This window comes from Fundidesulfovibrio butyratiphilus, assembly GCF_054657235.1.
On sequence record NZ_BAAHXA010000001.1, the window covers coordinates 33,031 to 56,566 of the forward strand.

The window sequence follows — 23,536 nt, forward strand, 5'->3', positions numbered from 1 at the left end:
ATCCTTGCGTGTCCAGAGGTTAAATAATTTTGTGTCGTATGATATATAATATATGAAAAAAAAAGCGGGTAAGTCGTCAAAGTCAGAATTATTCTGGTGATTTTCAGAAAAAAGAGGCATTGTGCGGTGTCTTGCCATATGTATTACGACCGCATATATGCATGTGGACTAAGTGTTCTTTCCATAAATACGCGGCCAGTGGAAATTTTTAGTAACTGCGCAAAGTCGTTGGAATTAACTGCATCTTGTCTATCAAGGAAGTATTTCATGAAGGATGTTCGGATCGGTGTTAAGTTACTGGTTTCATTTGTAGTCGTTGCGTTATTGTCTGGCCTCGTCGGCCTTGTCGGGTATAAAGGACTGAGCCAGACGAATCAGTCACTGACGAAGATCACCAATGTCTATCTTGTTGGAATCGAAGCGCTCGCAAACCTTCGTTACAACTTTCGTAACGTTATTGTTGCGCAGCGCACCTTGCTGATTCCAGGAATTCCGCAATCGGAGCGCGAGTTGCAGCATGCGAACATTGAAAAAGCAAGGAAATTGTATCGTGCCGCCATGGAGCAGTATGATAGAATTCCAAAAGACTCCGAACGGAAAAAGCAGTGGGACGAGCTGAAGCACCTTAACCAGCAATCTCTCGAAGTGAACAGCAAAGCCTTCGATCTCCTCAGCGAGTGGGAGCGCGATATGGGGAATATGGAAAAGTACAAGGCTGTGCTTTCCCATGTTCTTTCCGGGGTGGAAGTCAATCGGAAGATGTTTGCGCAGCTTGGAACGATCATCGAGCTGAACAAGAATGAGTCTGAGCGCGAGAAGCTCGCGGCAGAGTCCATGGTGAATACGAACAGCATTATCATCGCCGTGGTCGCCGGTTTGGCCCCGGTTCTGGCTTTGATCCTCGGGTTGATTTTGACCAGGTCTATTGTCGTCCCCTTGCGCAAGGTGGTGCGTTTTTCTGATGAAGTCGCATCCGGGCGGCTCGAGGAAATCCTTGATGTCAACCAGAAAGACGAGTTGGGGCAGGTGTCCGACAGCTTGCGGGCCATGGTGAAGAACTTGCAAAGCATGATCCTGGAAGCGACCGAAAAAACGCGTCTTGCCGAGGTGGAATCCGAAAAGGCGCGCCTTGCGACCGAAGAAGCCCATGCGGCCAAGGAAGAGGCGGAACGGGCCAAGTCCGAGGGCATGATCCTTGCCGCCAACAAGATCGAAGGTGTGGTGGAAGTCGTCACCTCCGCCTCCGAGGAGTTGTCCGCCCAGGTCGAACAGTCCAGCAAGGGCGCGGAGGAACAGGCCCAGCGCATCGGCGAGACGGCCACCGCTATGGAAGAAATGAACGCCACCGTGCTCGAGGTGGCCCGCAACGCCTCCCAGGCGGCCGAAACGGCGAACACGGCCAGGGGGCGGGCCGAAAGTGGCGCGAGCGTGGTCGGCCAGGCAGTCAAGGGGATCGGCGAGGTGCAACGCCAGGCCTTGTCCATGAAGGAGGGCATGTCCGCCCTGGGCGAAAGAGCCAAGGACATTGGCCAGGTGATGACGGTGATTTCCGACATCGCGGACCAGACCAACCTGCTGGCCTTGAACGCCGCCATCGAGGCGGCCCGGGCCGGGGAGGCCGGACGCGGCTTTGCCGTGGTGGCCGACGAGGTGCGCAAGCTGGCCGAAAAGACCATGGCCGCCACCAAGGAAGTGGGCGACGCCATCCAGGGCATCCAGCAGGGGACGCAAGACAACATCGTGAGCATGGAGACCACGGCCAAGACCATTGACGAAGCCACGGCCCTGGCCAGCGAGTCCGGGAAGGCGCTTACGGAAATCGTCAACCTTGTCGAGACGGTGACCGACCAGGTGCGCTCCATAGCCACCGCGAGCGAGGAGCAGTCCGCGGCGAGCGAGGAAATCAGCCGGTCCATTGACGAGGTGAACCGCATCAGCATGGAGACTTCCAGCGCCATGCGCCAGTCCGCCCAGGCCGTGGTGGAGTTGGCCGACCAGTCGACGATCTTGCGCAACCTCATTCGGGAAATGCAGTCCGAAGGACAACAGATCGGTGGCTCGGCAAAGGCCATAGGAGCGGGACCAAGGGCCTTGCCCGGGAGGAGGTCGTAGCATCAACGTTCCCCCCAGGCAGGCGCACATGGCCTGGGATGGCGCAAGCCCCTGCGATACGACCATGGCGGGGACCTCTTGCGGGAGGTCCCCGTTGTGACCGCGATGGATGGAGCGGTGGCGCCACATGGTATCGGTTTTGCGCGCAGTGTTTTGTTCGGGGAAAAGGCGAATTTTTTCCTTGCCATTCCTGACGAGTGGGAATAGTAAAAACGGCTCTTGCGGAGAGGTGTCCGAGCTGGCCGAAGGAGCACGATTGGAAATCGTGTGTAGCGGCAAAACCGTTACCGAGGGTTCGAATCCCTCCCTCTCCGCCATAAATTTCCAGGCGCTGCCCAGCGCCTCAAGGAAGCCAGGCGGCGGAAACGCTGCCAACCCCGCCAGGTCCGAAAGGAAGCAACGGTAACAGTCGTTTTCGGGTGCCTGGCTTCCTTCAAAGGCGCGGTTCGAAAGAACCGCGCCTTTTGTCTTTTGCGCCGTTGCGCCGTCCTCCCACCATGAAAGGCAATGCAAACGGCCGAAACAACGCCAGGGCGTCGTTTCGGCCGGTAAGAATCACAGAGGGAAAGGCGTCGGCTAGACGGCGAACTGTCCGTTTTCGTAGATCACTTTTTTACCGCCTCCCGCCAGGGTGGCCGTGACCCGCTTGGACTCGGTGTTCACCAGGTCCCAATGCAGGGCCGAGTCGTTGAAGCCCAGTTCCGTCTTGCGTTCTTCGGTCAGGGCGGCCGGATCGCCGTCATAGGTGTCGGAGTAGGAGCTGCCCAGCGCCACGTGGCAATTGCCGTGCTCGCCGCCGAAGTTTTCATCGAAGAGGGTGTTGGCCATAAAGGTGTCGATCTTCGAGAAGCGACGGTCGGTCAGGGAGAACTCGCCCAGGCGCTTGGCCCCCTGGTCCATGGCCACTTGCTTGCGCACGAATTCCTCGCCTTCTTCGGCCTGGACGCCCGTGACCTCCCCGGCCTCGAATTCCAGGCGCACGCCGCGCACCAGGTTGCCGTTGCGGTAGGAGGGCTGGTCGGCGAAATAGCGGCCCGTGGTGCCGCGCCAGTCCGGTGAGATGAAGAGTTCAAAGCTGGGAATGTTGTGGCCCGAAATGCCCACGAAACGGCGCTGTTCGCCCGGAGTGACGAGGAGATCCACATTGGCCGATTCCACATGGTAGGCCACGGCATTCAGGGAGTTCAGCCATTTTTTTATTTCGCCCGCCTCGGCGTGAATGCGCTCCCACTGTTTGACGGGGTTGGTCGATCCGAGAAAGCAGGCCTTGACGATCTGGTCGGTGAAGGCCTTCTTGGTTAGCCCGGCGCAACGGGCGTATTCGGCGGTGGGAAACACGCACAGGGTCCAGCCGAATTGTCCGGTCTCCTCGCGCTTGACCAGCAGGTCGCGGAAGGGTTTTCGGGCCAGGGCGGTTTGGGTGATGCGTTTGGGGTCCACTCCGGCCAGGTGGGTCAGCGAGTCCGGGGCGATGATATAGATGGCGCCGTTGAGCGTGCTGTTGAGCTCCCGGGTGCCCGGGGCCACAAAGGAAAGCTGGCTCTCGGCGGCGTGGGTGTAGAAGTCGAGCTCCATGCGCGAGGTGAGGTTGAGCCGATTGACCACGTTCACGCCGCATTCAATGAGTTTGCGGAAAAGGATTTCGGCCAGCTTGAGGCCGGCCAGATCGAATTGCACGATCACGGTGTCGCCGGAAGCGTAGGGGGTGGGCCTGGCGGTCTGCAGCCCCCACAGCAGTACGTCTGCGTATTTGTCCAACTGTCTGGCGGTTAACACGGCAAGTCTCCACGTTGAGGTTGATCCGGCGCGGCCGGATTCCTGGACATGCCCAAATCCCGTCCAGGTGTAAAGGGCGCGCGCCGCCCGCGCGGCCTGTATGGCGCGGATCGGCCGGAAAAAGGACCGGGCGGGGGAGGCTGGGCCGACAGGCCCCCTTGAAAGACTGGAAAATCTAGGCTATCCACTCTAGCTCGACAAAATCAGGAGGAACGAGGCTCATGCCCAAAGAAGACGCCATCGAGGTTGACGGCACCGTGCAGGAAGCCCTGCCCAACGCCATGTTTCGCGTGGAGTTGGAGAACGGACACGAAGTATTGGCTCACATTTCCGGCAAGATGAGAAAATTTTACATCCGCATTCTTCCCGGCGACAAGGTGAAGGTCGAACTTTCCCCCTATGATCTCACTCGCGGCCGCATCACCTACCGCATGAAGTAATCCGGCTTTTCGCCCGCCTGCGCGCGCATCCGCCTTGCGCGCGCAAGACACGCGCTTCTTTCCACTTCACTTCGCGCCGGTTGGGGACACCCCTGTCCGCGGTGTGCCCGCGCGGTCCTTTTCAGTCCCAGGGGCGGGCGTCCCCGCCCCCGGTGGTTCTCGACTTTCCGCTTGTGACGTCCACAACGCGCGAGGATCCCCCCTGGCGTGGACACCGGGGGGAAATGTCTCGTGCCGTCAAGGACGCGACGCTACATTCGCGAAATGAGGTCCATGAGATCCTTGTTGATATCGAGCACCCGGTCGCGCAACTCGGTCTGGGTCTCCCAGGAATGGTCGGAAACCTTGGTCAGGCGTTGCTTGAGCAGGTTAAACTTGCTCTCGGTGTCGCCCAACAGGAACTCCCAGTCGATGTGGGGCGATCCCTTGATGGCGTCCTGCACGATGGAGGGAGTGAGGCCCGGCTTGAGGGTGCATTCTTCCAGATATTGGGGCACGTGCACGGAAAATCCGAAACGCTGGCGGATGAGCCCGGCCAGGGTGTCGATGGCCTTGGCCTCGCCGTGCACGAGGAACACTTCCATGGTGCCCGGCTTGAAGTGTCCCAGCCAGTCGAGAATCTGGCTTTGGCCGGCGTGGGCCGAAAACCCGCCGATGGTGAAGATCTTGGCGGCCACGGCCACGTCTTCCCCCAGGATGCGTATGGTCTTTTCGCCGTCCACGATCTTGCGGCCCGGAGTGCCCAGGCCCTGGTAGCCCACGAACACCACCGACGCCCCCTTGCGCCAGAGGTTGTGACGCAAATGGTGCTTGATGCGACCGGCGTTGCACATGCCGCTGGCCGAAATGACCACGGCCGGTCCGGTCATGACGTTGATGGTGCGCGATTCGTCGGCCGTGAGGGTGAACTTCAGGTTGGGCAGGCTGAAGGGATCTTCGCCGTTCTTGAGGTCGGTGTGGACTTCCAGATCCATGTATTCGGGGTGTCGGCGGAAGATTTCCGTGGCCCGAATGGCCAGGGGACTGTCCACGTAGACGGGCATGTCGCGGGGCAGTTTGCCTTCCTTGGCCAGCATGTGCAGGGTAAAGATCACTTCCTGGGTGCGTTCCACCGCAAAGGCCGGAATGATGACCTTTTCGCCGTGGGCGTAGCTGTAGCTGATGGCTTCGGCCAGTTCCTGGCGGCTGGTGTCCTGGCTCTTGTGGTTGCGGTCGCCGTAGGTGGATTCGAGAAACAGGTAGTCAGCCGTTTCGACAAAGGTGGGATCGTTGATGATGAGCTGGTCGGGGCGTCCCAGGTCGCCTGAGAACACCAGCTTGAGCGGCTTGCCGTTCTCGGTGAGCTCCACTTCGATGAAGGCCGAGCCCAGAATGTGGCCGGCGTCGTGGTAGGTCACCTTCACGCCGGGAGTGGGCTCGAAGGGCTTGTTGTACTCCACCGGGGTCATGAGGTTGTTGACCGCCTGGGCGTCGGCCTGGGTGTAGAGCGGGGCGGCCAGCTTGCCGGCGCGCCGGGCGTTCTTGCGGTTGGCCCATTCGGCTTCCATCTCCTGGATGTGGGCGCTGTCCTGGAGCATGATTTCGAGCAGGTCCTTGGTGGGCGGCGTGCAGTAGACTTTGCCGTTGAAGCCGTGTCGGCACATGCGCGGCAAGAGACCGGAGTGGTCGATGTGGGCGTGGGTGACCAGCACGAAGTTGATGTCCGCGGGCTGGTAGACGGTGTAATCCAGGTTTCGGGCTTCAATTTCGCGGTTGCCCTGATGCATGCCGCAGTCCACGGCGAAGCGCGCCCCGGCGGTTTGCAACATGTAACACGAACCCGTGACCGTCTTGGCCGCCCCAAGGAACTTGATCTTCATGCCTGCCTCACTGTCCGGCGCGGTCTGGCCGGTATTTCATGGTATAATCAACAATTATATACCAAACCGACTGGAAGGAAAAGGCAAAAAGAAAACCCCGCCTCGCGAGAGCACGGCTTGGAAAACGGAGGAACTCCCCGGGAAGCGGCACGGGTTGCGCCCGTGTCCGAAACGCGTTCTAGCGTTTCGGGTCCGACTTCTTGTCAAGGTCGTCGCCCGTGTCCCCACGCACCAGGGCCAGCACTTTCCATCCGGCCTTGGGCGTGGTTTTCGCGCCCTGCGAGGCGATCCGCAGGCGTCCTCCCGGATCGATGATGAAAACGGGCAGCCTGCTTTCCCCGGCCTGGAGCAGATACTCCTCGTAGGAAAAACCCTCGGTGAGCAGCGTCGTCTTCAGGGAAGCGCCCTCCCGCAGTTTTCTCAGCACGTCTTCGTACGTGAAAACGCCGCCGAACAGGTAGCGTCCAGCGTATTTCGATCTGTTTTTTTCCTCGACCGGGCTCTGGTTGCGCGTGCGGATGGTGAAGACGTTTTCCGGATGGAATTGGGGGCGATAGTAGTGCGTGGCCAACTGGTTGAGTTCCCGGATGGGCGAGACAGCCAGAAGATACTTGAATCCCGACAGGTTGAGGTTGCGGTCCGCGTGTTCCGAAACGGGATTGCCCCAGTAGGTGGGCAGGCCTTTCATGACGGCTTCTCGTATGGCCGTCCAATCCTGGTCGGCCAGCAGAGTGGGGAAGCCGTTTTTTTGCAGCTCCAGGGCCAGGGCCTGGCTCAGGGGCTGGGCTCCGATGATCAGGGCGCCCGTGGGTTCCGGCTCGGCCGCTCCGAGTTTTCTGGCCAGCGGTCCGGCCGTGGCGCTTTGCAGGAGGATGGTGCCCACGATGACGAGAAAAGCCAAGGGAACCATTTGCGAGGCCTGGGCATATCCCAAGGCTTCGAGCTTGAAGGCGAACAGGGCGGCCATGGCGGCCGAGACGATGCCCCGGGGGGCGATCCAGGCCAGCAAGTGGCGTTCGCCGGAAGTCAGCTTCGACCCAAGGGCGCACAATTGGGCCGAGATGGGTCGGGAAAGGAATTGAATGGCCGCGAAAACCCCGAGGGCGCCCCAGCCCAGGTCCAGGAAAGCGCCGGGTTTCATGCGGGCCGGGAGCACGATGAACAGGCAGGAGATGAACAACAGGCTCAGGCTTTCCTTGAAGGCCAGGATGTCGTCGAGCTCCACGATGTCCGAGTTGCCCAGCCAGATGCCCATGACCGTGACCGTGAGCAGACCGGATTCGGGCTCCAGCATGTTGGAGAGGGTGAAGACCCCGCACACCGTGGCCAGCGTGGCGATATTGAAGAGAAACTGCGGGAACAGGTAGCGTTTGAGCAGGGCGCCGAACCCGTAGCCCGCCAGGCTGCCCAGGCCGAACCCCACCAGGAGGAATTTGCAGAAGACGATCAAGCCGGAAGCGAGATGTCCTCCCTGTCCCTTGGCCAGGATGAGTTCGAAGGCCATGACCGCCAGGCAGGCCCCCAGGGGATCGATAAGGATGCCTTCCCACTTCAAGACGTTGGCGATATTCTCCTTGGGCCGGATGGTGCGCAGCATGGGCATGATGACCGTGGGGCCGGTGACGACCATGATGGCTCCGAACAGCAGGGCCAATTCCCAGGGAAAACCGAGGAAGAACCGCGTGGCCACCGTGGTGATGGCCCAGGTGATACCTACCCCGAGGCTGATCAGGTTGCGTATGACCCTGCCCAGTCCTTTGATTTTGGAAAATTGCAAGGTCAGGCTGCCTTCGAACAGGATGACCGCCACGGCCAGGGAGATAAAGGGAAACAGCAGGTCGCCGAAGAGTTCGGCCGGATGCAGCCACCCCAGAACCGGTCCGGCCAGGATGCCGCAGGGCAACAGAAACAGGATGGCCGGAAGTTTGACCCGCCAGGCCAGCCATTGGCAGGCCATTCCCATGAGCAGGATGCCCGTCAGGGAAAGCATGATATGTTCCTGCATGGTGATTCACCTTGTCACACGCGTTGTTGCGCGCCTTGTCTATCACGCGCGGGCCGGGTTCGTCTTGTCGGCGAGCCGGGGCGCGCCGGCGGGCGTGGCGTTCCGGGAGTCGGGGCGATTCGGTGGCGAAGCGGTCCGCCAACGGAAAAGGCCTCTTCGCGCACGCGAAGAGGCCTCGGCTCTCTTGAGGGAGGAGGGGGCGAGCGTCAGTCCAACAGGGCGATGACCTTGCGCATCACCTCGAAGGCGTCGGCCACGTAGAGCACGTCGGCTTTTCCCTGGGCCCAGCCGCAGGCCGGGTCCAGGTTGACGGCCCGACGTTCGCCGATGAAGCGCCAACCCACCACGTGGGGTTCTTCGCCGTGGCAACAGGTGGCCAATCCCTTGGGGTGGCGAGGCGTGGAGCCGGTCTGTCCCACTTGGTGCATGTGCGACAGAAAGGACATGACCTGCTGGCCTTCGCCGCTCAAGTCCACCAGGGATTTCGACGTTCCCAGCGAAGCCTTGGCCTTGTCCAGGAAGCCCAGGATGATTTCTTCGGCATGGTCCACATGGGGCGCGCCGTCGGACTGTTTCTTGGTCCAGCCCGCGCCGGCCACGAAGAGCAGCTCCGCCTCGGGACGGATGGTCTGCTGCTGGCCCGAAGGGGACAGAATCTGGCGCACCGTGGTGCGCACGCCGGCCTGGGGCAGGGGGGCGGTCACGGCCGTGACCGAGGCCGTGCCGGACGACCCGGACCAGGGGGAGAAGCACCCGGGGGCCACGCTTACGAACCAGGGGCGCTCGGAACGGCTCAGTTCCGCGAACATGCGCTGGCGGTAGAACCACCGGGTGACGCTCACCGCGCCGCCCTTGGCTTCGAGCGCCGTGACCGTGGTGTCGGACCGGCCGCCCAGGCGTTCGGCAACGCCAGGCAGCACACGGCTCATGCGGGATGTGGCCGCGCCCACAACCAAGGTTGCGCCGGCGGCCTTGGCCAGGGCTTCCAGGGCGGCGGAGTCCGTGGCGTAGCGGCCTTGGGCGAAATCGGAGCCGCTTACCGCGTAAAAGGCTTCGGCCCCGCATCCGGCCAGGGCGTTGGCCGCCGACTGGCAGTCCTGTCCGACCAGGCCCACCACGAACTTGGCTCCCAACGCCTCGGCCAGGGATTTGGCCGCGCTCAGGGCTTCCAGGCTGGCCTTGGAAAGGGACTGGTCCGCTTCGGTCTGGGCCGCGAAAAGTATGGTTTCCATCGTCTATGCCTCCGGCGTCCGCCCGGCGGGGGACGCGTGCGGTCTTTCTCTTGGTTGCCGGTGCGGCTAGCAGCCTGTTGAAAAATCCTTGCTGGCTGCGTTGCTGCGAAAAACTCAACCCCTCAACGGATGCCAACTCCACTTCGAGCTTGACTTTTTCTCGCGCCTTGCCAGCACGTTTTTTGAACAGGCTGTAAGAATCGACTTTTTCAACGGGCGGCTAAGCCTTGAGCCAGGCCACAATCTCCTTGGCGATCTCGTCCACCGGAGTGTCCTTCACAACGCGGGTTTCACGCTTCTGCTTGGGCAACTCCACCGTGGACAGCCCGGCGGCGCTCTCCAGCTTGACCGGCTTGGCTTTTTGCAAGGCCGGCATGACCAAACGCATGTTCTGCATGCCCACCTGGGGGTTGTTGGGCGGTTCGGGGAGTTCGCCCGTGGCCCAGCCGAATACGGCCGGAGGCCCGGCGAGTTCGGATTCCTGGTAGCTGCCGCCCTCCACGCGTTCGAGCACCCGCAAGAGGCCGCCGTCCAGGACTTCGAGTTTGTCCACGCCCTGAAACTGTTCGGTAACGCCCAGGCGTTCGCCCACGATCTGCAACGTGGCCCCGGCCCCGCGCGAGGCCGACTGCCAACCGCCGAAGAGCAGCAGGCGGGACGTGTCCAGTCCGGCGATGCCCGCGATGGCTTCCGCAAGGGCCTGGCCAGCCTGCGAGGCCTCAACAAATCCGCTAGACGGGCCGTCCAGGGCCACCAGCTCGAAAGGCACTTTTTGGGCCATGGTCATCATGACCTGCTGCAATTTGGCTTTGGGGCTCATGCTCACCAGCCACACCTTGCTGCCCGGGACGTTTTTGGCCAGGTTGGCCGCCTCGAACAGGGCGTGTCCCGCCCAGGGATCGAGTATGGCCGGCAACATCAGCTCGTTCTTGAGACCCCATCCGGTCGGACCCTTGACCGGCTCCAAGGTCTGGAGCGGATCCGGCACGATCCCCCCGCAGACGACAATGTGATACCCTGTGCTCATACGATTCTCCTAGGAAGGTCGAAAAAAAAGATGCCGCCGGAGGCGAAGCTCGCCCCGGACCCCCGCAATCCGGATACTACCCGAGGGGGATCAGGCTGAACTGACGAAGCAACCCGCCGAAGGCCCCCTGGGGATTCCAAAGGGGGTGACCCCCTTTGGCCGCCGGAGGCATTTCTTATCTTCAGTGCTCAACCGAATGCAACCATCCAGGTCGCCCCTGGCGCGCCTGAACGGAGGCGTTCTTTATCTTCAATTCTCAGCCGAATGCAACCCGCCTGCGCCGGCGGCGAACTCCACGTTGGAGCGCCTGGGGTCGGTCGGGTTGGGTTTGGAGCAGTTCCAGATACAGGCCCCGCAGTGCACGCACTTTTCCCGGTCGAACAGCGGCGCGCCGCCTTCCGGGTTTACGGTGATGGCCTGCCCGGAGCACATCTCCACGCAGATTTTTTCCTTGCAGCGGGCGCAGGTGCCCGGATCGCTGAACGTGACGTGATCGGCGTAGCCGCCGGGGGCCTGCACCTTGCCGCCCAGGAGCAGGGCGTCCTGGTGCGAGACGAGCAGTTGTCCGTCGTAGGCGATGGCGGGCCAGCCGGCCAGATCCATGAGCGCGTCGTGCAGGGACTGGCCGTTGGCCGTGCATGTGCGGCGAATGTCTTCGAGCTTGGCGGCGTCCACCTTGCCGGCCAGGAACGTCTCCAGCGAGGGCACGCGGTTGAAGGGCGCGCGGTGGTCGCCGGGCATGTTGATCCGGCCCTTGGAAAAACCGGTCAGGGCCATGCCGATCAGGCCCTGGAGAAAACCCTTGCCGAATCCGTCGCGCGACTTTTCGGCCAGCTTCGATTCCTCGTCCAGGGAGGAATCGCGCCGCCGGACCACGTAGGCCGCTTCCAGGTTGGCCCTGGTGAAGGGCTTGCCGGTTTTCAAGAGTTCGAGCACGCCTTCGGCCAGCATCACGCCCGTGGTCCAGGCTTCGTCCACGCCGGATCCGGTGAGCACGTTGGTGGAGCCGGACCCCTCGCCGATGCGGGCGAAGCCGTTGCCGGCCAGGCGGGGTTCGCCGCGGCGGCCGGATTCCTGGAGCGATTTGGCGCCCCAGGAGCGCATCTGTCCGCCCTGGATGTGCTTCCAGAGGTAGGGATGGGTCATCCAGTGTTGCAGGTAGCGGTAGGCGCTGCGCACCGGGATATCCAGCCAGGAGGGCACGAAAATGCCCAGCGAAGCTACGCGTTCGGGCAGGACGTAGAGAAAGCCGAAAATGTCCGGTTCGGGATAGCCGAAGGTGTGCAGCACAAAGCCTTCGGGCAGGGTGCAGTGTTCCGGGAGGTCCACCACCATCTTCATGCCCAGGGCCCAATCGTTTTGGGCGTTGCCGTCGGGCAGGCCCAGGGCCTTGTCCAGTCCGCGTCCCACCGCGCCGACCGGCCCGTCGCCCACCACGGTGAGGTCGGCCAGGATGTCCATGCCGGGCATGAAGCCCGCGTCCGGTGCGCCGGTCTTGTCCACTCCCTGGTCGGCCAGACGCACGCCCACCACCTTGTCGCCTTCGAGCAGGGCCTGGGACACGGGCATTCCCGGCCAGATCTGAGCCAGGCCCGAGCCCATGATCTGGGACCCGATGAACTGGTTGAACTGGCCCAGGGAAAAGACGTAGCCGGGCTCTTTCTTGAGAAAGTCGGGCAGAAAGGGCAATTCCACGGCGTGGTCGCCATGGCCGGGCAGATGCTTGCCCAGGGCGCGCACGGCCTTGTCGGCCAGGCGCAACGCCGTCTGGCGGCGGCTGGCCCCGTGGGGGTCGAGCAGGTAGGCCACCTTCTCGCCGCTCACCTTGGCGGCCATGGGGAACTGGGCGGGGTCGAAGTCCGGCAGGGAGGCGGTGATGGCCCGGCCCTTGGTGACCACGCCCGAGACGCCGAAACCGATGTCGTCGGCCCGCTCGTAGCAAATGACCTGGGGGGGCATGCCGGGCATGACCCGGCTTTCAGCGATCGGCGAACCGTCCTCGCCGACGAGTCCTTTGGCCAGGGTGGTGAGAAAGCCGCCCATGGCCGGTCCGAAGCCGACACAGACGATGTCGGCTTCCATGCTTTGACGCAGGTCGTCGCTCATGGAAGAAGCTCCAGAACGCCGGGGCGGCCAGGCCGCCCCGGGCGCGGGTGTGTGAAGGGATCGGCCGAGGGCCGGAATTTACAGGGGATAGTCAAGCGCTTCGGGGATCATGACCTGGGTCAGGCCTTGCCCGGCCCGGTCCTTGGCCAGGGCGGCTCCGAAAAGCGAGCGGTCGAGTTCGGCCCGCTTGGCCTCGAAGGCGGCCAAGTCTTCCTCGGCCTGGGGGCCGAAGCCGTAGACCATGCTGGCGCAGAGCCGGCCCACTTCGCCGGCGGCCTTGGCCGCCTGGACCATGCACAGGTCCGAGAAGAAGTTCGCGGTGCCTTCCAGGCCTTCGGCCACGATGGGGTTTTCCGGTCCCTTTTCGATGAGTTCCACCACGTCGGCGATCTGCAGACGCGAGGCCAGGCCCCAGCACAGGGCGTCGGCCATGGGGAAGGTCACGCTCTGGCGGCGATTGTGGTAGAGTTTGGCCCCGGACGGGTCCTTGGCGCGCAAGAGGAAATCGAGCGTCCAGAGCCACAGGTCCAGGGTCTTGGCCGTGGTGGCCGCGCCCATGTTCGGACGGTCCTTGGCCAGGGCTTCCAGATCGGTGATCCAGATGCGCATCCAGGTCTTGAAAACCGCGTTGGGCATGGCGATGGAAAGCTGGCGGCGCTGCACCACCTCGGGGCCTTCGTAGGTGGCTTCGAGTTGGGCGTCGGTCCATTTGTTGAAAAGAAAGCCGGGGCAGTCTTCGGTGATGCCGTAGCCGCCCATGAGCGCCAGCACTTCGCGCATCATGTTCGCGCCCTGGCCGGTGTTCCAGAGCTTGCAGGCCGGACAGAGCACGTCCGCCTGGGATTCGAACAGCACATACTGCACCAGGGGATCGGCTTCCAGGGCGTCGAGTTGGGCCTGGTCGCGCTCTCCCTCGGGCTTGGACTTGAGGGCAAGATAGTCAATGGCCCGTTTTTCCACCTTGCGCAGGGCCACCATCTGGGCCTTGAGCCCGGAGACGCCCTGTTCGGCGAAGAGCTTGTCCTTGGTCTTTTCGCAGGGGTCCAGGGCGTCGAAGATGCGGGCGGCCTCCATGCCAAGCGAGGCGCCGGCTTCGGCCATGGCCCAGATGTCGGCCAGGCGCAGCACCGAGTCGGGCTTCTGCTGGATGCCCAGGTCGTACTTGGGCGTGCCGGGCTCGGTGGCTTCGCCGCCGCGGAAACGCTGGCGGTGGTAGCGGATCACCGGCTCGATGGAGGAGAGCAGCTTGGCCGTGCTCATGAGCGCCACGGGCACCCGGGTGCGGCTGAACACGGCGGCGATGATTTCGGTGTGGGTGTAGTTGGGCACGATCACGCCGTCTTTCACGGTGTAGCCGCCGATGATGCGGCTGGCCGGAACCTGCAGGCTGAAGACGGGGTCGCGCGTGCTGGAAAGCTGATGCACCATCTTCATGGTGGGCGCGCCCCGGTCGAACAGGCCCGGGTCGGATTCTTCGATGATGATCATGCAGCTGGATTTGATGCGGGGATCGGCCGTGTCCACGGCCACGGTGGCGAAATTGGCGAAGTCCATGCCGGTGATGAACCGGCCGCGCTTGTCGACCTGCAGCACGGGCTCCTGTCCGTCGACCCATTCGGCGATTTTGACCTTGCCCTGCAGGGTGGTGGTCTCCACGCCCACGTAGGGCAGGGGTTCGGTCAGGGCGAAGGCCCCGCGCAAAAGCTGCCTGTCCTCACCGTCGTGGGGCGGAACGCAACGGCTCATGTAGTGGTCGCGCTGTTCGGTGGTGCCGCGTTCGTGAATGGGGGCCAGGGCCAGGTTGGTGGCCAGGGAACAGGTGGCCGCGCCGGCGTCGACCCAGGCGATTTCGAAGGCCACCAGCGTGAGCGCAAGGTTCTTGGGGCCGTCGATGAATCCGCCCTGATGGATGTCCATGAACAGGGCGGTCAGGCCGGTCTCGTCGAAGGCTTTGAGCAGTTGGGCCTTGTGGTCGGTCCACTCGTGGGTGTGCCTCGCGCCTTCGGCAACCAATCGCGCCACCAGCGTCCTGGCCAGGGAGCGGGCGGATTGAATGGCCATCTGGAGGTCGTAGCGGTCGGCGTAACGCCACATGATCTGGCGAACGTCGTCGCCCGGCAGCGTGCGTAAGGTTTCCATGAGTATCCTAAACGTTCTAAAGTGTTATGAAAGCTGTTCCGGCACGAACTATATTCTGCCAGAATAAGCTATCGCTCATTTTCCGTCAATGACACGTGGCTTCATCAAGGCCCGCAACGATTTAAACGGACAGGGTTTCTCCGGTCAGGGCTGCGTAGGCCTCCAGATATTTGGCCTTGGTATTGGCCACCACTTCGGCCGGCAGGGCGGGCGCGGGCGGCTTCTTGTTGAAGCCCACGCTTTCCAGCCAGTCGCGCAGGTATTGTTTGTCGTAGCTTTGTTGTCCGCGTCCCGGGGCGTAGTCGGACGCGGGCCAGAAGCGCGAGGAGTCGGGCGTGAGCACCTCGTCGATGAGGATCATTTCGTCGCCGAGCAGGCCGAATTCAAATTTGGTGTCCGCAACCAGGATGCCGCGCGCGCCGGCCCAGTCGCGGCCCTGGGTGTAGAGGTCCAGGGCGGTGCGTTCCACTTGCGCGAACAGGGACTGGCCGATCATGTCGCGGGCCTGGTCGGTGGTGATGTTTTCGTCGTGCTGGCCCAAATCGGCCTTGGTCGAAGGCGTGAAGAGGGGATTTTCCAGCATGTCGGATTCGCGCAGCGCGGCCGGCAATTTGTGTCCGCTGACCATGCCCGTGGCCTTGTAGTCTTTCCAGCCCGAGCCCGTGATGTAGCCGCGCACGATGCATTCGATGGGAAGGGGTTTTGCCTTGCGCACGAGCACGGCCCGGCCTTCCAGAAGGTCGGCATGGGCCTTGAGCGGGGCGGGAAAGTCCGCGGGGTCCACGGCCAACAGATGATTCTTCACCAGCGAGGCGAACTTGTTCATCCAGAACACGGTGATCTTGTTGAGGATGACCCCCTTGTACGGAATCGGGTCGCCCATGATGACGTCGAAGGCACTGATGCGGTCGGTGGTGACGATGAGCAGGGCGTCGTCGGCCACCTGGTAGATGTCGCGCACCTTGCCCCGGGAGACGAGCGGGTACTCGGTCAGGTTGGTGGTGGAGACCACTTGCATGGGGGTATTCCTCCTTGGGGAATGACTAGCTTTGGCGCACTTCCACACTGCGGGCGTGGGCTTCCAGGCCTTCCAGGCGGGCCAGCCGGGCGATCTTGGCCCCGTGCTCGCGAACGTAGGCGGACGGCGTGGCGATAATGCTGGTTTTCTTAATGAAGGTCTCGACAGAGAGGGCCGACGAGAACCGGGCCGTGCCCAGGGTGGGCAGTACGTGGTTGGGTCCGGCGAAGTAGTCGCCCACAGGTTCGGGGCAGCTTGATCCCAGGAAGATGGCGCCGGCGTGGCGAATTTCGCCCACCAGGCCGAAGGGGTCGGTCACGGCCAGCTCCAGGTGTTCGGGGGCCAGCTTGTTCACGGCTTCGATCCCCAGGGACAGGCTCGGCACCACCACGATCGCGCCGTAGTCCGCCAGGGACTTGCGGGCGATTTCGGCCCTGGGCAAAACATTCAACTGACGCTTGAGCTCTTCGAGCACGGCTTTGGCCAATTCAGCGCTGTCCGTGACCAGGATGGAGGCGGCCAGGGGGTCGTGTTCGGCCTGGGAGAGCATGTCCGCGGCCAGCCAGGCGGGCGGGGCCGAAGCGTCGGCCAGGATCACGATTTCCGACGGTCCGGCGATCATGTCGATGCCCACTTTGCCCACCAGGAGTCGCTTGGCCGTGGCCACATGGATGTTGCCCGGTCCGGCCAGAACGTCCACGGGCGCGATGGAGGAGGTCCCGTAGGCCAGGGCGGCGATGGCCCAGGCGCTGCCCGTCCTGTAGACCTCGCGGATGCCCAGAAGCCCGGCCGCCGCCAGGATGGAGGGGCTGAGCGTTCCGTCGGCCCTGGGGGGCGACACGGCCACGATGCGGTCCACTCCGGCCACCTGGGCCGGAACGGCGTTCATGAGCAGGCTGGAAAGCAGGGGGGTTTCGCCGCCGCGACCGCCGGGCACGTACAGGCCGACGCTGTCCACCGGGCGCACCATCTGACCCAGGATTACGCCGCCCGGGCGGGTGGTCCACCAGGACTGGCGTTTTTGATCCTCGTGAAAGGTGCGGATATTGTGGGCCGCCTCGGCGATGATGGCCAGGTCCTCGGCCGATACCAACTCCTTGGCCCGGTCGATTTCGGTCTGGGGCACGGCAAGCCTGTCGGCGGCGAAGTCCGGGCAATCGAAGCGTCTGGTGTAGTCGACCAGGGCGTCGTCGCCGCGCGTGGCCACATCGTCCAGTATGGTCCGGACTTGGGCTTCCACGGCCTGGTCGGGATTTTCGCGTCCGGCCAGTTTGGCCAGAAGGGGAGAAAAGTCCTGAGGGGTGTCGCAGGGGTATAAAACGGCGGGCATGGGCGCTCCCGGAATTTTTCGTTGGCGCGTTGATAGATGATGGTCTCGGTTTTGTCGAGTCCCGGCCCTTGATGCGAGGCTTTTGCACGGGTATGGAAGGCGGACTTCAGCCATGCGGGACCGGCCCGCGCTCTTGCGAAAACCCTTTTTAGGGAGGCAGCCGTGTCCGCCAACCATCTCGCCAAGGCCGTTCGAAAGGCGGAGCTTCGTCTGCTGCCTTTTCTCGTCCTGCTTTACATTGTTGCGTATCTCGACCGTATCAACGTCAGTTTCGCCGCGCTGGGCATGAACCAGGAACTGGGCCTGACCCAGACGGCTTACGGTTTCGGGGCCGGAGTGTTTTTTCTCGGTTACGTGCTTTTCGAGGTGCCAAGCAACCTGATTTTGGACCGGGTGGGGCCCCGGATTTGGATCGCCCGCATCATGTTCAGTTGGGGGCTGGCCACCATGGCCCTGGCGTTGGCGTCCGGGCCGCTCAGTTTCACGGTCTTGCGCTTTGTGCTGGGCGTGGCCGAGGCCGGATTCTTTCCCGGCATCATCTTGTACCTGACCTACTGGTTCCCGCAATCGCATCGGGCCAAGGCCGTGGCGCTTTTCATGACCGCCACCCCGGCGGCGGGGCTGATCGGCAGTCCGCTTTCGGGTTGGATTCTGGAGTTGCACCAGGCGTTTGGACTGTCGGGCTGGCAGTGGTTGTTCCTGCTCGAAGGCCTGCCCGCCGTGGTGCTGGGCGTGGTGGTGTTTCTGCGCCTGCCGGCCGGTCCGCGCGAGGCCGAGTGGCTCACGCCCGAGGAGAAGGCCGCCCTGGTCCAGGCCCTGGAAGACGAGAACCGTCTGGTCGCCCAGCATCACGTCTGCCGCGTGCGCGACGGACTGCTGAGCCCCGGGGTCTGGATGTCGGGCTGGATCTATTTCTGCGTGGTGGTGGGCATGTACGGCCTGGTCATGTGGCTGCCCCAGATCATCGCCGGCGTGTTGGGCGAAGGCGTGGGCGTCAACGCCGCCCTCCACGTCAGCCTCTACGTCATGGTGGCCTATTTCTTCGCCATGGTGGGCATGGTGGTGATCGGGGCCAGCTCCGACCGCTTGGGCGAACGGCGCTGGCATGTGCTGGGATCGTTGGGACTGTGCCTGGCGGGCATGGTGGTGCTGGCCGTTTCGCACGAGTTGGTCGGGGTGCTTCTGGGCGCGTCGCTCGCGGCCATGGGCATTTGGGGGGCCATCGGCCCCTTCTGGAGCCTGACCACCGCCGTTCTCGCCGGACCGGCCGCCGCGGCAGGCATTGCGCTCGTCAACTCCCTGGGCAACCTGGGCGGCTTCGCCGGCCCCTACGTCATGGGCTTCGTCAAGGCCCACACCGGCGGCTACGCCCAGGCGTTCGTGTTCATCGCCGGGCTCATGGTCCTGGCCGCCATTCCGGTGTATCGCATCGGAGTTTCCGCCGAAGGCACGGACGGAAACTAGGGGCGCATCCACGAAATACGTATATGCGTATTTCGTGGGTAATACGTTGAATTTATTATTTTCGTCCCTGAAAAACACCTGTGTGTTTTTCAGGGACGCCACGCGAGGACGGGCTTACCATAGGCCGGGGCCCTGCGCGCCTTGTTCCCTCACGCCTCGGCGCAGCCGGCGGCCGGCAGGGGGGGCAGGCCGGCCAGGGAGCGGGCCAGGTCGAGTTGTTCGGTCTTGCTCACGGCCTCGCCGTCGAGTTTGGCGGCCATGACTTGGCGCAGAATGCGGCTGTAGTTGGGTCCCGGAGGGATGTCCATGGCCAGCAGGTCCGCGCCGGTGATGTCGAGCTTCTGGTCGCGCAGGGTGGTAAAGAAGATCGATATGGCCTTGCGTACGGTCTCCCTGGGGTTTCTGGCCATGAGAAAGAGCAGGCCGTCCAAGGGCAGTTCGCGCAACAGGAAGTAGAGTTCGCTCACCTTGGCCCGGCGGTATTCCCAGTCGAAGATTTTGCCCACGGTGTCGCGTATGGAGTGGCGGAGCGCCGCGAACTGCGTGGTGTGCTGTTTGGAAAAGCCCAGCCGTTCGGTGATTTCGGCCACGTCCTTCTCGTCCATTCCCGCGCACAGGCTCAGAAAGTAGATGCGCCAGACCATGGGTTTTGGGTCCACGTAGAGCAGGCCGTACCAGGCGATGACCCGTTCCGATTCCGCCAGCGCGGCTTCCTTTTGGGGATCCAGGGCCAGTTTGGGATGGATGGCCGCCAGAAGCTTGAGTTGCTGCATGCGTTGGATGCAGGCCACGGGATTGTCGTCTTCAAGGATGTGGCGCATCTCGTGAAAGATCCGCGATCCAGAGAGCTTGTGCACGAACCGGCTATTGATGGCGCTCTTGATGAGCCGCTCGGTCTGGACCCCGATGCGAAAGTTGAAGCGTTGCTCGAAGCGGATGGCCCGCAGGATGCGCGTGGGGTCCTCCACGAACGAAAGCGAGTGCAGCACCCGTATGGCCTTGGCCTTGATGTCCTTTTGCGCGCCGAAGAAGTCCACCAGGCGGCCGAAGTCGTCGGGCGAGATGTGGATGGCCAGGGAGTTGATGGTGAAATCGCGGCGGTAGAGGTCCATCTTGATGGAGGAGAGTTCCACCGTGGGCAGGGCCGCCGGGTACTCGTAGTATTCGAGCCGGGCCGTGGCCACGTCGATGCGTTGTCCGTCGGGCAGGATGACCACGGCGGTCTTGAACTTCTGGTGCGATTTCACCCGGCCGCCGTACTCCTTGGCCAGGGCCTCGGCAAAGGCGATGCCGTCGCCTTCCACCACCAGGTCGATGTCCAGGTTCGGGCGTCCAAGCAGCAGGTCGCGCACGAAGCCGCCCACCACGTAGGGCTCGTACCCCAGGGATTTGGCCAGGCTTCCGGCTCCCTTCACCACCGCGAAAAGGTTGGACGGCATCCGTTCGCGCAAAAGGCCCTTCACGTTGCGGTCGCCTTTGCGTTCGGCGGCCATGGTGTCCGCCAGGCGGGCGGGCTCCCGCACCAGCACGTTGATGAGGTCGGTGCGGGTGACCACGCCTTCCACGTGCCCGTCCCGGACCACGGGCGCCATGCGCTGGCGTTGCCCCAGGATGATTTCCATCAGGTGGTAGAGTTCGGTGTCTTCGCTCACGGTTTGGGCGTCGCGGATCATGTATTCGGTCACGTCCACCTCGCCCAGGCCGTGCTTGACGGCCTTTTCCGCGATGTCGTGCTCCAGGAGGCCCAGGCAGCGCCTGTCGGCCGGGTCCACCACGGGCAGGGCCTTCAGGCCGAAGCGGGTCATGATTTCGGAGGCTTCCTTGAGGGCGTGGCCCGCGTTTATGGTCACGGCCGGCCGGCTCATGATGGTGGCCGCCAGAATTTGCGGGTTCACCTGGGAGTAGAGCAGGGCGAAGAGGTCCTCCTTGGCCTGGGCCAGGGTCTTGTCCCGCATGGAGGCCGAGGCCGCGTAGGGGTGGCCTCCGCCGCCGAGCGAGGAGCAGATGCGTCCCACGTCCACGTCCGGGGTGCGGGAGCGGGCCACCAGGTGCACGCGGTCCTTCATGAGGGCCAGACAGAAGAGCACCTTGATGTTTTCCATGTCCATGAGCTTGTGGGCCAGCAGGGCGAAGTCGCCGACGTAGGAGTCGGTGACGCACTGGGCCACCACCACCTCCACGCCGTTGATGTCGAAGCGTTCGGCGCTGCCGATGAGCTCGCTCATGATGGTGATCTGTTCGGCGGAGAGCTCACGGGCCAGAAGTTCGGCGATGATGTTGACGTCCATGCCCTGGGCGCGCAGCCAGGCCGCGGCTCCCAGGTCGTGCTCGGTGGTGGAGTTGAAGGTGAAGGAGCCCGTGTCCTCGTAGATGCCCAGCCCCATGAAGGTGGCCTCGTCCGGGGTCAGGGAGAGGCCGCGTTCCCGGATGAACTCGGTCAGGATGGCCGTGGTGGAGCCGTAGTCCTTGACCACGCGCACCTGGCCGTTGAGGTCGTCGTCGGAGTCGGGGTGGTGGTCGTAGAGGTGGATGACGAGGTCCTGGCGTTCGAGCAGGGGGGCCACGTGGGGCAGACGCAGGCGTTGCCTGGTGTCCACCACCACCAGGGTCTCCACGGACGATTGGTCGATGTCCTTGAAGTTCTTGAAGTTGAAGAGATACGTGGCGCTTTGGATAAAAAAGTTGCGCAGGTTCTTTTCCTGGCTGCCGGGAAAAATGAGCACCGCGGCGGGATAGAGCTTGCTGGCCGCGATCATGGCGGCCAGGGCGTCGAAGTCGGCGTTGGTGTGGGCGGTAATCACGGTCCGGGCGATGATGCCCGGCGCCTTGGGTTGGTTCATGACTCCTTCCTGGAAGACTCTGAGCGGGGATGGTGACTGCGGTGAATGCGGGTCAGGCGCTCGGCCTGCACATGGGTGTAGATCTCCGTGGCCGAGATGTCTGCGTGACCGAGCAGAATCTGCACGGTGCGCAGGTCGGCCCCGCCTTCGAGCAGGTGGGTGGCGAAGGAATGGCGCAGGCTGTGGGGCGATATTTCCTTGCGGATGCCGGCCTCCAGAGCGTAGCGCTTGATGAGCTTCCACACCCCTTGCCTGGTGAGTCCCTTGCCCGATCGGTTGAGAAAGAGCACGTCGGTCTTGGGCTTGAATCCGGGCCGCACGTGCCGCAAATAGTGGCTGAGCAGGTTCTGGGCCGTGTCGTGGATGGGCACGAGGCGTTCCTTGGCCCCCTTGCCGAACACCTTGAGGACTCCGGTCTGGGCGTCGAAGTCGAGCGCGGTGAGGCTGACCAGTTCGGTCACGCGCAGGCCGGCGGCGTAGAGCAGTTCGAGCATGGCCTTGTCGCGAAACCCCAGGGGGGTTTGCATGTTCGGCCCGGAAAGCAGGTTCTCCATATCCTGGCGGGTGAGCACGCCGGGCAGGCGTTTCGGCAGCTTGGGGGTTTCGATGAGTTCGGCCGGGCTGGACTCGATGAGCCCCTCGGCGGCGGCGTAGGCGAAAAAACCCCGGAGCGAGGAAAGATGCCGGGCCAGCGACCGGCTGGTCAGACCCTTTTGCCGCTGATGCATAAGGTAGAGAAAAATGGTCTGTCCGGAAGCCTTTTCCAGAGTGGCCTTTTTTTCCGACAAAAAGACCAGAAAATGCCCCAAATCCTGCGAATAGGCGGACAGGCTGTTTTCGGAAAGCCCTTTGACCACAAGCAGGTGTTCAAGGTAGCCGTCGATCCAGGGATGGGCGTAAGCGGGTGATTTTCTGGTTTTGATTGACACCGTTTGGGCCTCTTCTTATGACCTGGGCTCGTTTTTACATTTCTCGCGCCCTGGCGCAATCGCTTAAGGAGCACGTCATGACCGATTTCAAGATGGCCGACCGCCTGGCCTCCCTGCCTCCCTACCTCTTCGCGGAGATCGACCGCGTGAAAAACGAAGTCAAGGCCAGAGGCGTGGACATCATAAGCCTCGGCATCGGCGATCCGGACCTGCCCACTCCGGACTTCATCATCGAAGCCCTGTACAAGGCCGCCCAGAAGCCCGAGAATCACCAGTATCCGTCATACGTGGGCCTGCGCACCTTCCGGGCCGCCGTGTCGTCCTGGTACAAGCGCCGTTTCGGCGTGGATCTGGACCCGGACAACGAGGTCGTGAGCCTCATAGGCTCCAAGGAGGGCATCGCCCACTTCCCCTTGGCCTTCATCAACCCGGGCGACCTGGCCCTGGTGTGCACGCCCAACTACCCGGTCTACAACGTGGCCACGGGCTTCGCCGGGGGCGTGACCAAGTTCCTTCCCCTCACCGACGAGCGCGACTTTCTGCCCGATCTGGACGCGGTGAGCGACGCCGAGTGGGAAAAGGCCAAGATGATCTTCGTCAACTATCCCAACAACCCCACCTCGGCCTGCGCCCCCTTGAGCTTCTACGAGAAGCTGGTGGCCAAGGCCCGCGACACGAACACCATCGTGGTTTCGGACGCGGCCTACACCGAGATGTACTACGACCCGGCGGACAAGCCCCCCTCCATCTTCGAGATCAAGGGCGCCAAGGACGTGGCCATCGAGTTCCACTCCCTGTCCAAGACCTATAATATGACCGGATGGCGGATCGGCATGGCCGTGGGCAACGAAACGTTGGTCAAGGGCCTGGGCAAGATCAAGGAAAACTGCGATTCGGGCATTTTCCAGGCCGTACAGGAAGCCGGACTGGCCGCCCTGGAGCATGGCGACGCCCATGCCGAGAAAAATCGCCAGATCTACAAGGAGCGCCGCGACCTCCTCATGGCGGGTCTCAAGAAGATCGGCATCTCCTGCCGGGAGCCCAAGGCCACCTTCTACTGCTGGTGCAAGATTCCCCAAGGGTACGCCTCGTCCCAGGCCTTCGTGACCAAGGTTCTCCAGGAAACGGGCGTGGTGGTCACTCCGGGCAACGGCTTCGGCCTGCCCGAGGCGGGAGAAGGGTACTTCCGCATCGCCATGACCGTGGGCAAGGAGCGCATCGAGGAGGCCCTGTCACGGCTGGCCAAGTTCTAACCAAGG

The 23,536-nt window shown here is 63.0% G+C and carries 15 protein-coding genes, 1 tRNA gene and 1 other RNA gene; 6 read left to right on the forward strand and 11 right to left on the reverse strand.

The window, feature by feature from the left end; all coding sequences use genetic code 11:
• Positions 1–267 precede the first annotated feature (267 nt).
• The 3 genes from ACYQ01_RS00180 to ffs all read left to right on the forward strand — a co-directional run bounded on the left by ACYQ01_RS00180 (position 268) and on the right by ffs (position 2,551).
• Positions 268–2,112, forward strand: coding sequence for a methyl-accepting chemotaxis protein (locus ACYQ01_RS00180; RefSeq protein ID WP_459931822.1), 1,845 nt, complete (start codon positions 268–270; stop codon positions 2,110–2,112).
• A 223-nt stretch (positions 2,113–2,335) separates the two neighbouring features.
• Positions 2,336–2,429, forward strand: a tRNA-Ser gene (locus ACYQ01_RS00185).
• A 26-nt stretch (positions 2,430–2,455) separates the two neighbouring features.
• Positions 2,456–2,551, forward strand: an RNA gene (gene ffs, locus ACYQ01_RS00190) — signal recognition particle sRNA small type.
• A 137-nt stretch (positions 2,552–2,688) separates the two neighbouring features.
• On the opposite strand, the gene ACYQ01_RS00195 is transcribed toward ffs, so the two are convergent.
• Entirely contained in the window at positions 2,689–3,888 is a 1,200-nt protein-coding gene (locus ACYQ01_RS00195) for an aminopeptidase (RefSeq protein WP_459931823.1), read from the reverse strand.
• Positions 3,889–4,109: 221 nt separating this feature from the next.
• Here ACYQ01_RS00195 and infA point away from each other — a divergent pair, with 221 nt between their 5' ends.
• A complete protein-coding gene (gene infA / locus ACYQ01_RS00200; RefSeq protein ID WP_459931824.1) occupies positions 4,110–4,328 on the forward strand; it encodes a translation initiation factor IF-1 in 219 nt (72 codons plus the stop codon).
• Positions 4,329–4,579: 251 nt separating this feature from the next.
• Here the strand turns inward: infA and ACYQ01_RS00205 are convergent, their stop codons facing one another.
• From ACYQ01_RS00205 to hisD, 8 genes are all read right to left on the reverse strand, one after another.
• Complete coding sequence (locus ACYQ01_RS00205; RefSeq protein WP_459931825.1) at positions 4,580–6,187, reverse strand: MBL fold metallo-hydrolase RNA specificity domain-containing protein; 1,608 nt, start codon at positions 6,185–6,187, stop codon at positions 4,580–4,582.
• Between the two features lie 178 nt (positions 6,188–6,365).
• Positions 6,366–8,192: a cation:proton antiporter gene (locus ACYQ01_RS00210; protein WP_459931826.1), complete on the reverse strand. Its 1,827-nt coding sequence runs from the start codon at positions 8,190–8,192 to the stop codon at positions 6,366–6,368.
• Positions 8,193–8,398: 206 nt separating this feature from the next.
• The gene (locus ACYQ01_RS00215; protein WP_459931827.1) at positions 8,399–9,424 is read right to left on the reverse strand and encodes an electron transfer flavoprotein subunit alpha/FixB family protein; all 1,026 of its coding nucleotides are present in this window, start codon (positions 9,422–9,424) and stop codon (positions 8,399–8,401) included.
• 220 nt (positions 9,425–9,644) lie between these two features.
• Entirely contained in the window at positions 9,645–10,451 is an 807-nt protein-coding gene (locus tag ACYQ01_RS00220; protein ID WP_459931828.1) for an electron transfer flavoprotein subunit beta/FixA family protein, read from the reverse strand.
• A 249-nt stretch (positions 10,452–10,700) separates the two neighbouring features.
• Entirely contained in the window at positions 10,701–12,557 is a 1,857-nt protein-coding gene (locus ACYQ01_RS00225) for a 4Fe-4S ferredoxin (RefSeq protein WP_459931829.1), read from the reverse strand.
• Between the two features lie 78 nt (positions 12,558–12,635).
• Positions 12,636–14,696, reverse strand: coding sequence for an acyl-CoA dehydrogenase family protein (locus tag ACYQ01_RS00230; RefSeq protein WP_459931830.1), 2,061 nt, complete (start codon positions 14,694–14,696; stop codon positions 12,636–12,638).
• Positions 14,697–14,817: 121 nt separating this feature from the next.
• Positions 14,818–15,714 (reverse strand): phosphoribosylaminoimidazolesuccinocarboxamide synthase, encoded by an 897-nt coding sequence (locus ACYQ01_RS00235; protein ID WP_459931831.1) that lies wholly within the window; start codon positions 15,712–15,714, stop codon positions 14,818–14,820.
• A gap of 25 nt (positions 15,715–15,739) precedes the next feature.
• On the reverse strand, positions 15,740–17,044 hold the full coding sequence (hisD, locus tag ACYQ01_RS00240; RefSeq protein ID WP_459931832.1) for a histidinol dehydrogenase: 1,305 nt from the start codon (positions 17,042–17,044) through the stop codon (positions 15,740–15,742).
• A 162-nt stretch (positions 17,045–17,206) separates the two neighbouring features.
• On the opposite strand from hisD, the gene ACYQ01_RS00245 reads away from it, so the two are divergent.
• Positions 17,207–18,508, forward strand: a complete 1,302-nt coding sequence (locus tag ACYQ01_RS00245) for an MFS transporter (protein ID WP_459931833.1) — start codon at positions 17,207–17,209, stop codon at positions 18,506–18,508.
• A gap of 149 nt (positions 18,509–18,657) precedes the next feature.
• Here ACYQ01_RS00245 and ACYQ01_RS00250 read toward each other — a convergent pair whose 3' ends face one another.
• Together ACYQ01_RS00250 and xerD are read right to left on the reverse strand one after the other, a co-directional pair.
• On the reverse strand, positions 18,658–21,348 hold the full coding sequence (locus ACYQ01_RS00250) for a CBS domain-containing protein (RefSeq protein ID WP_459931834.1): 2,691 nt from the start codon (positions 21,346–21,348) through the stop codon (positions 18,658–18,660).
• Complete coding sequence (xerD, locus tag ACYQ01_RS00255) at positions 21,345–22,277, reverse strand: site-specific tyrosine recombinase XerD (RefSeq protein WP_459931835.1); 933 nt, start codon at positions 22,275–22,277, stop codon at positions 21,345–21,347. The genes ACYQ01_RS00250 and xerD overlap by 4 nt, the downstream gene beginning before the upstream one ends.
• 77 nt (positions 22,278–22,354) lie before the next feature.
• Between xerD and ACYQ01_RS00260 the strand changes: the two genes are divergently transcribed.
• Positions 22,355–23,530, forward strand: coding sequence for an LL-diaminopimelate aminotransferase (locus ACYQ01_RS00260; RefSeq protein ID WP_459931836.1), 1,176 nt, complete (start codon positions 22,355–22,357; stop codon positions 23,528–23,530).
• The last annotated feature ends 6 nt before the right edge of the window (positions 23,531–23,536 follow it).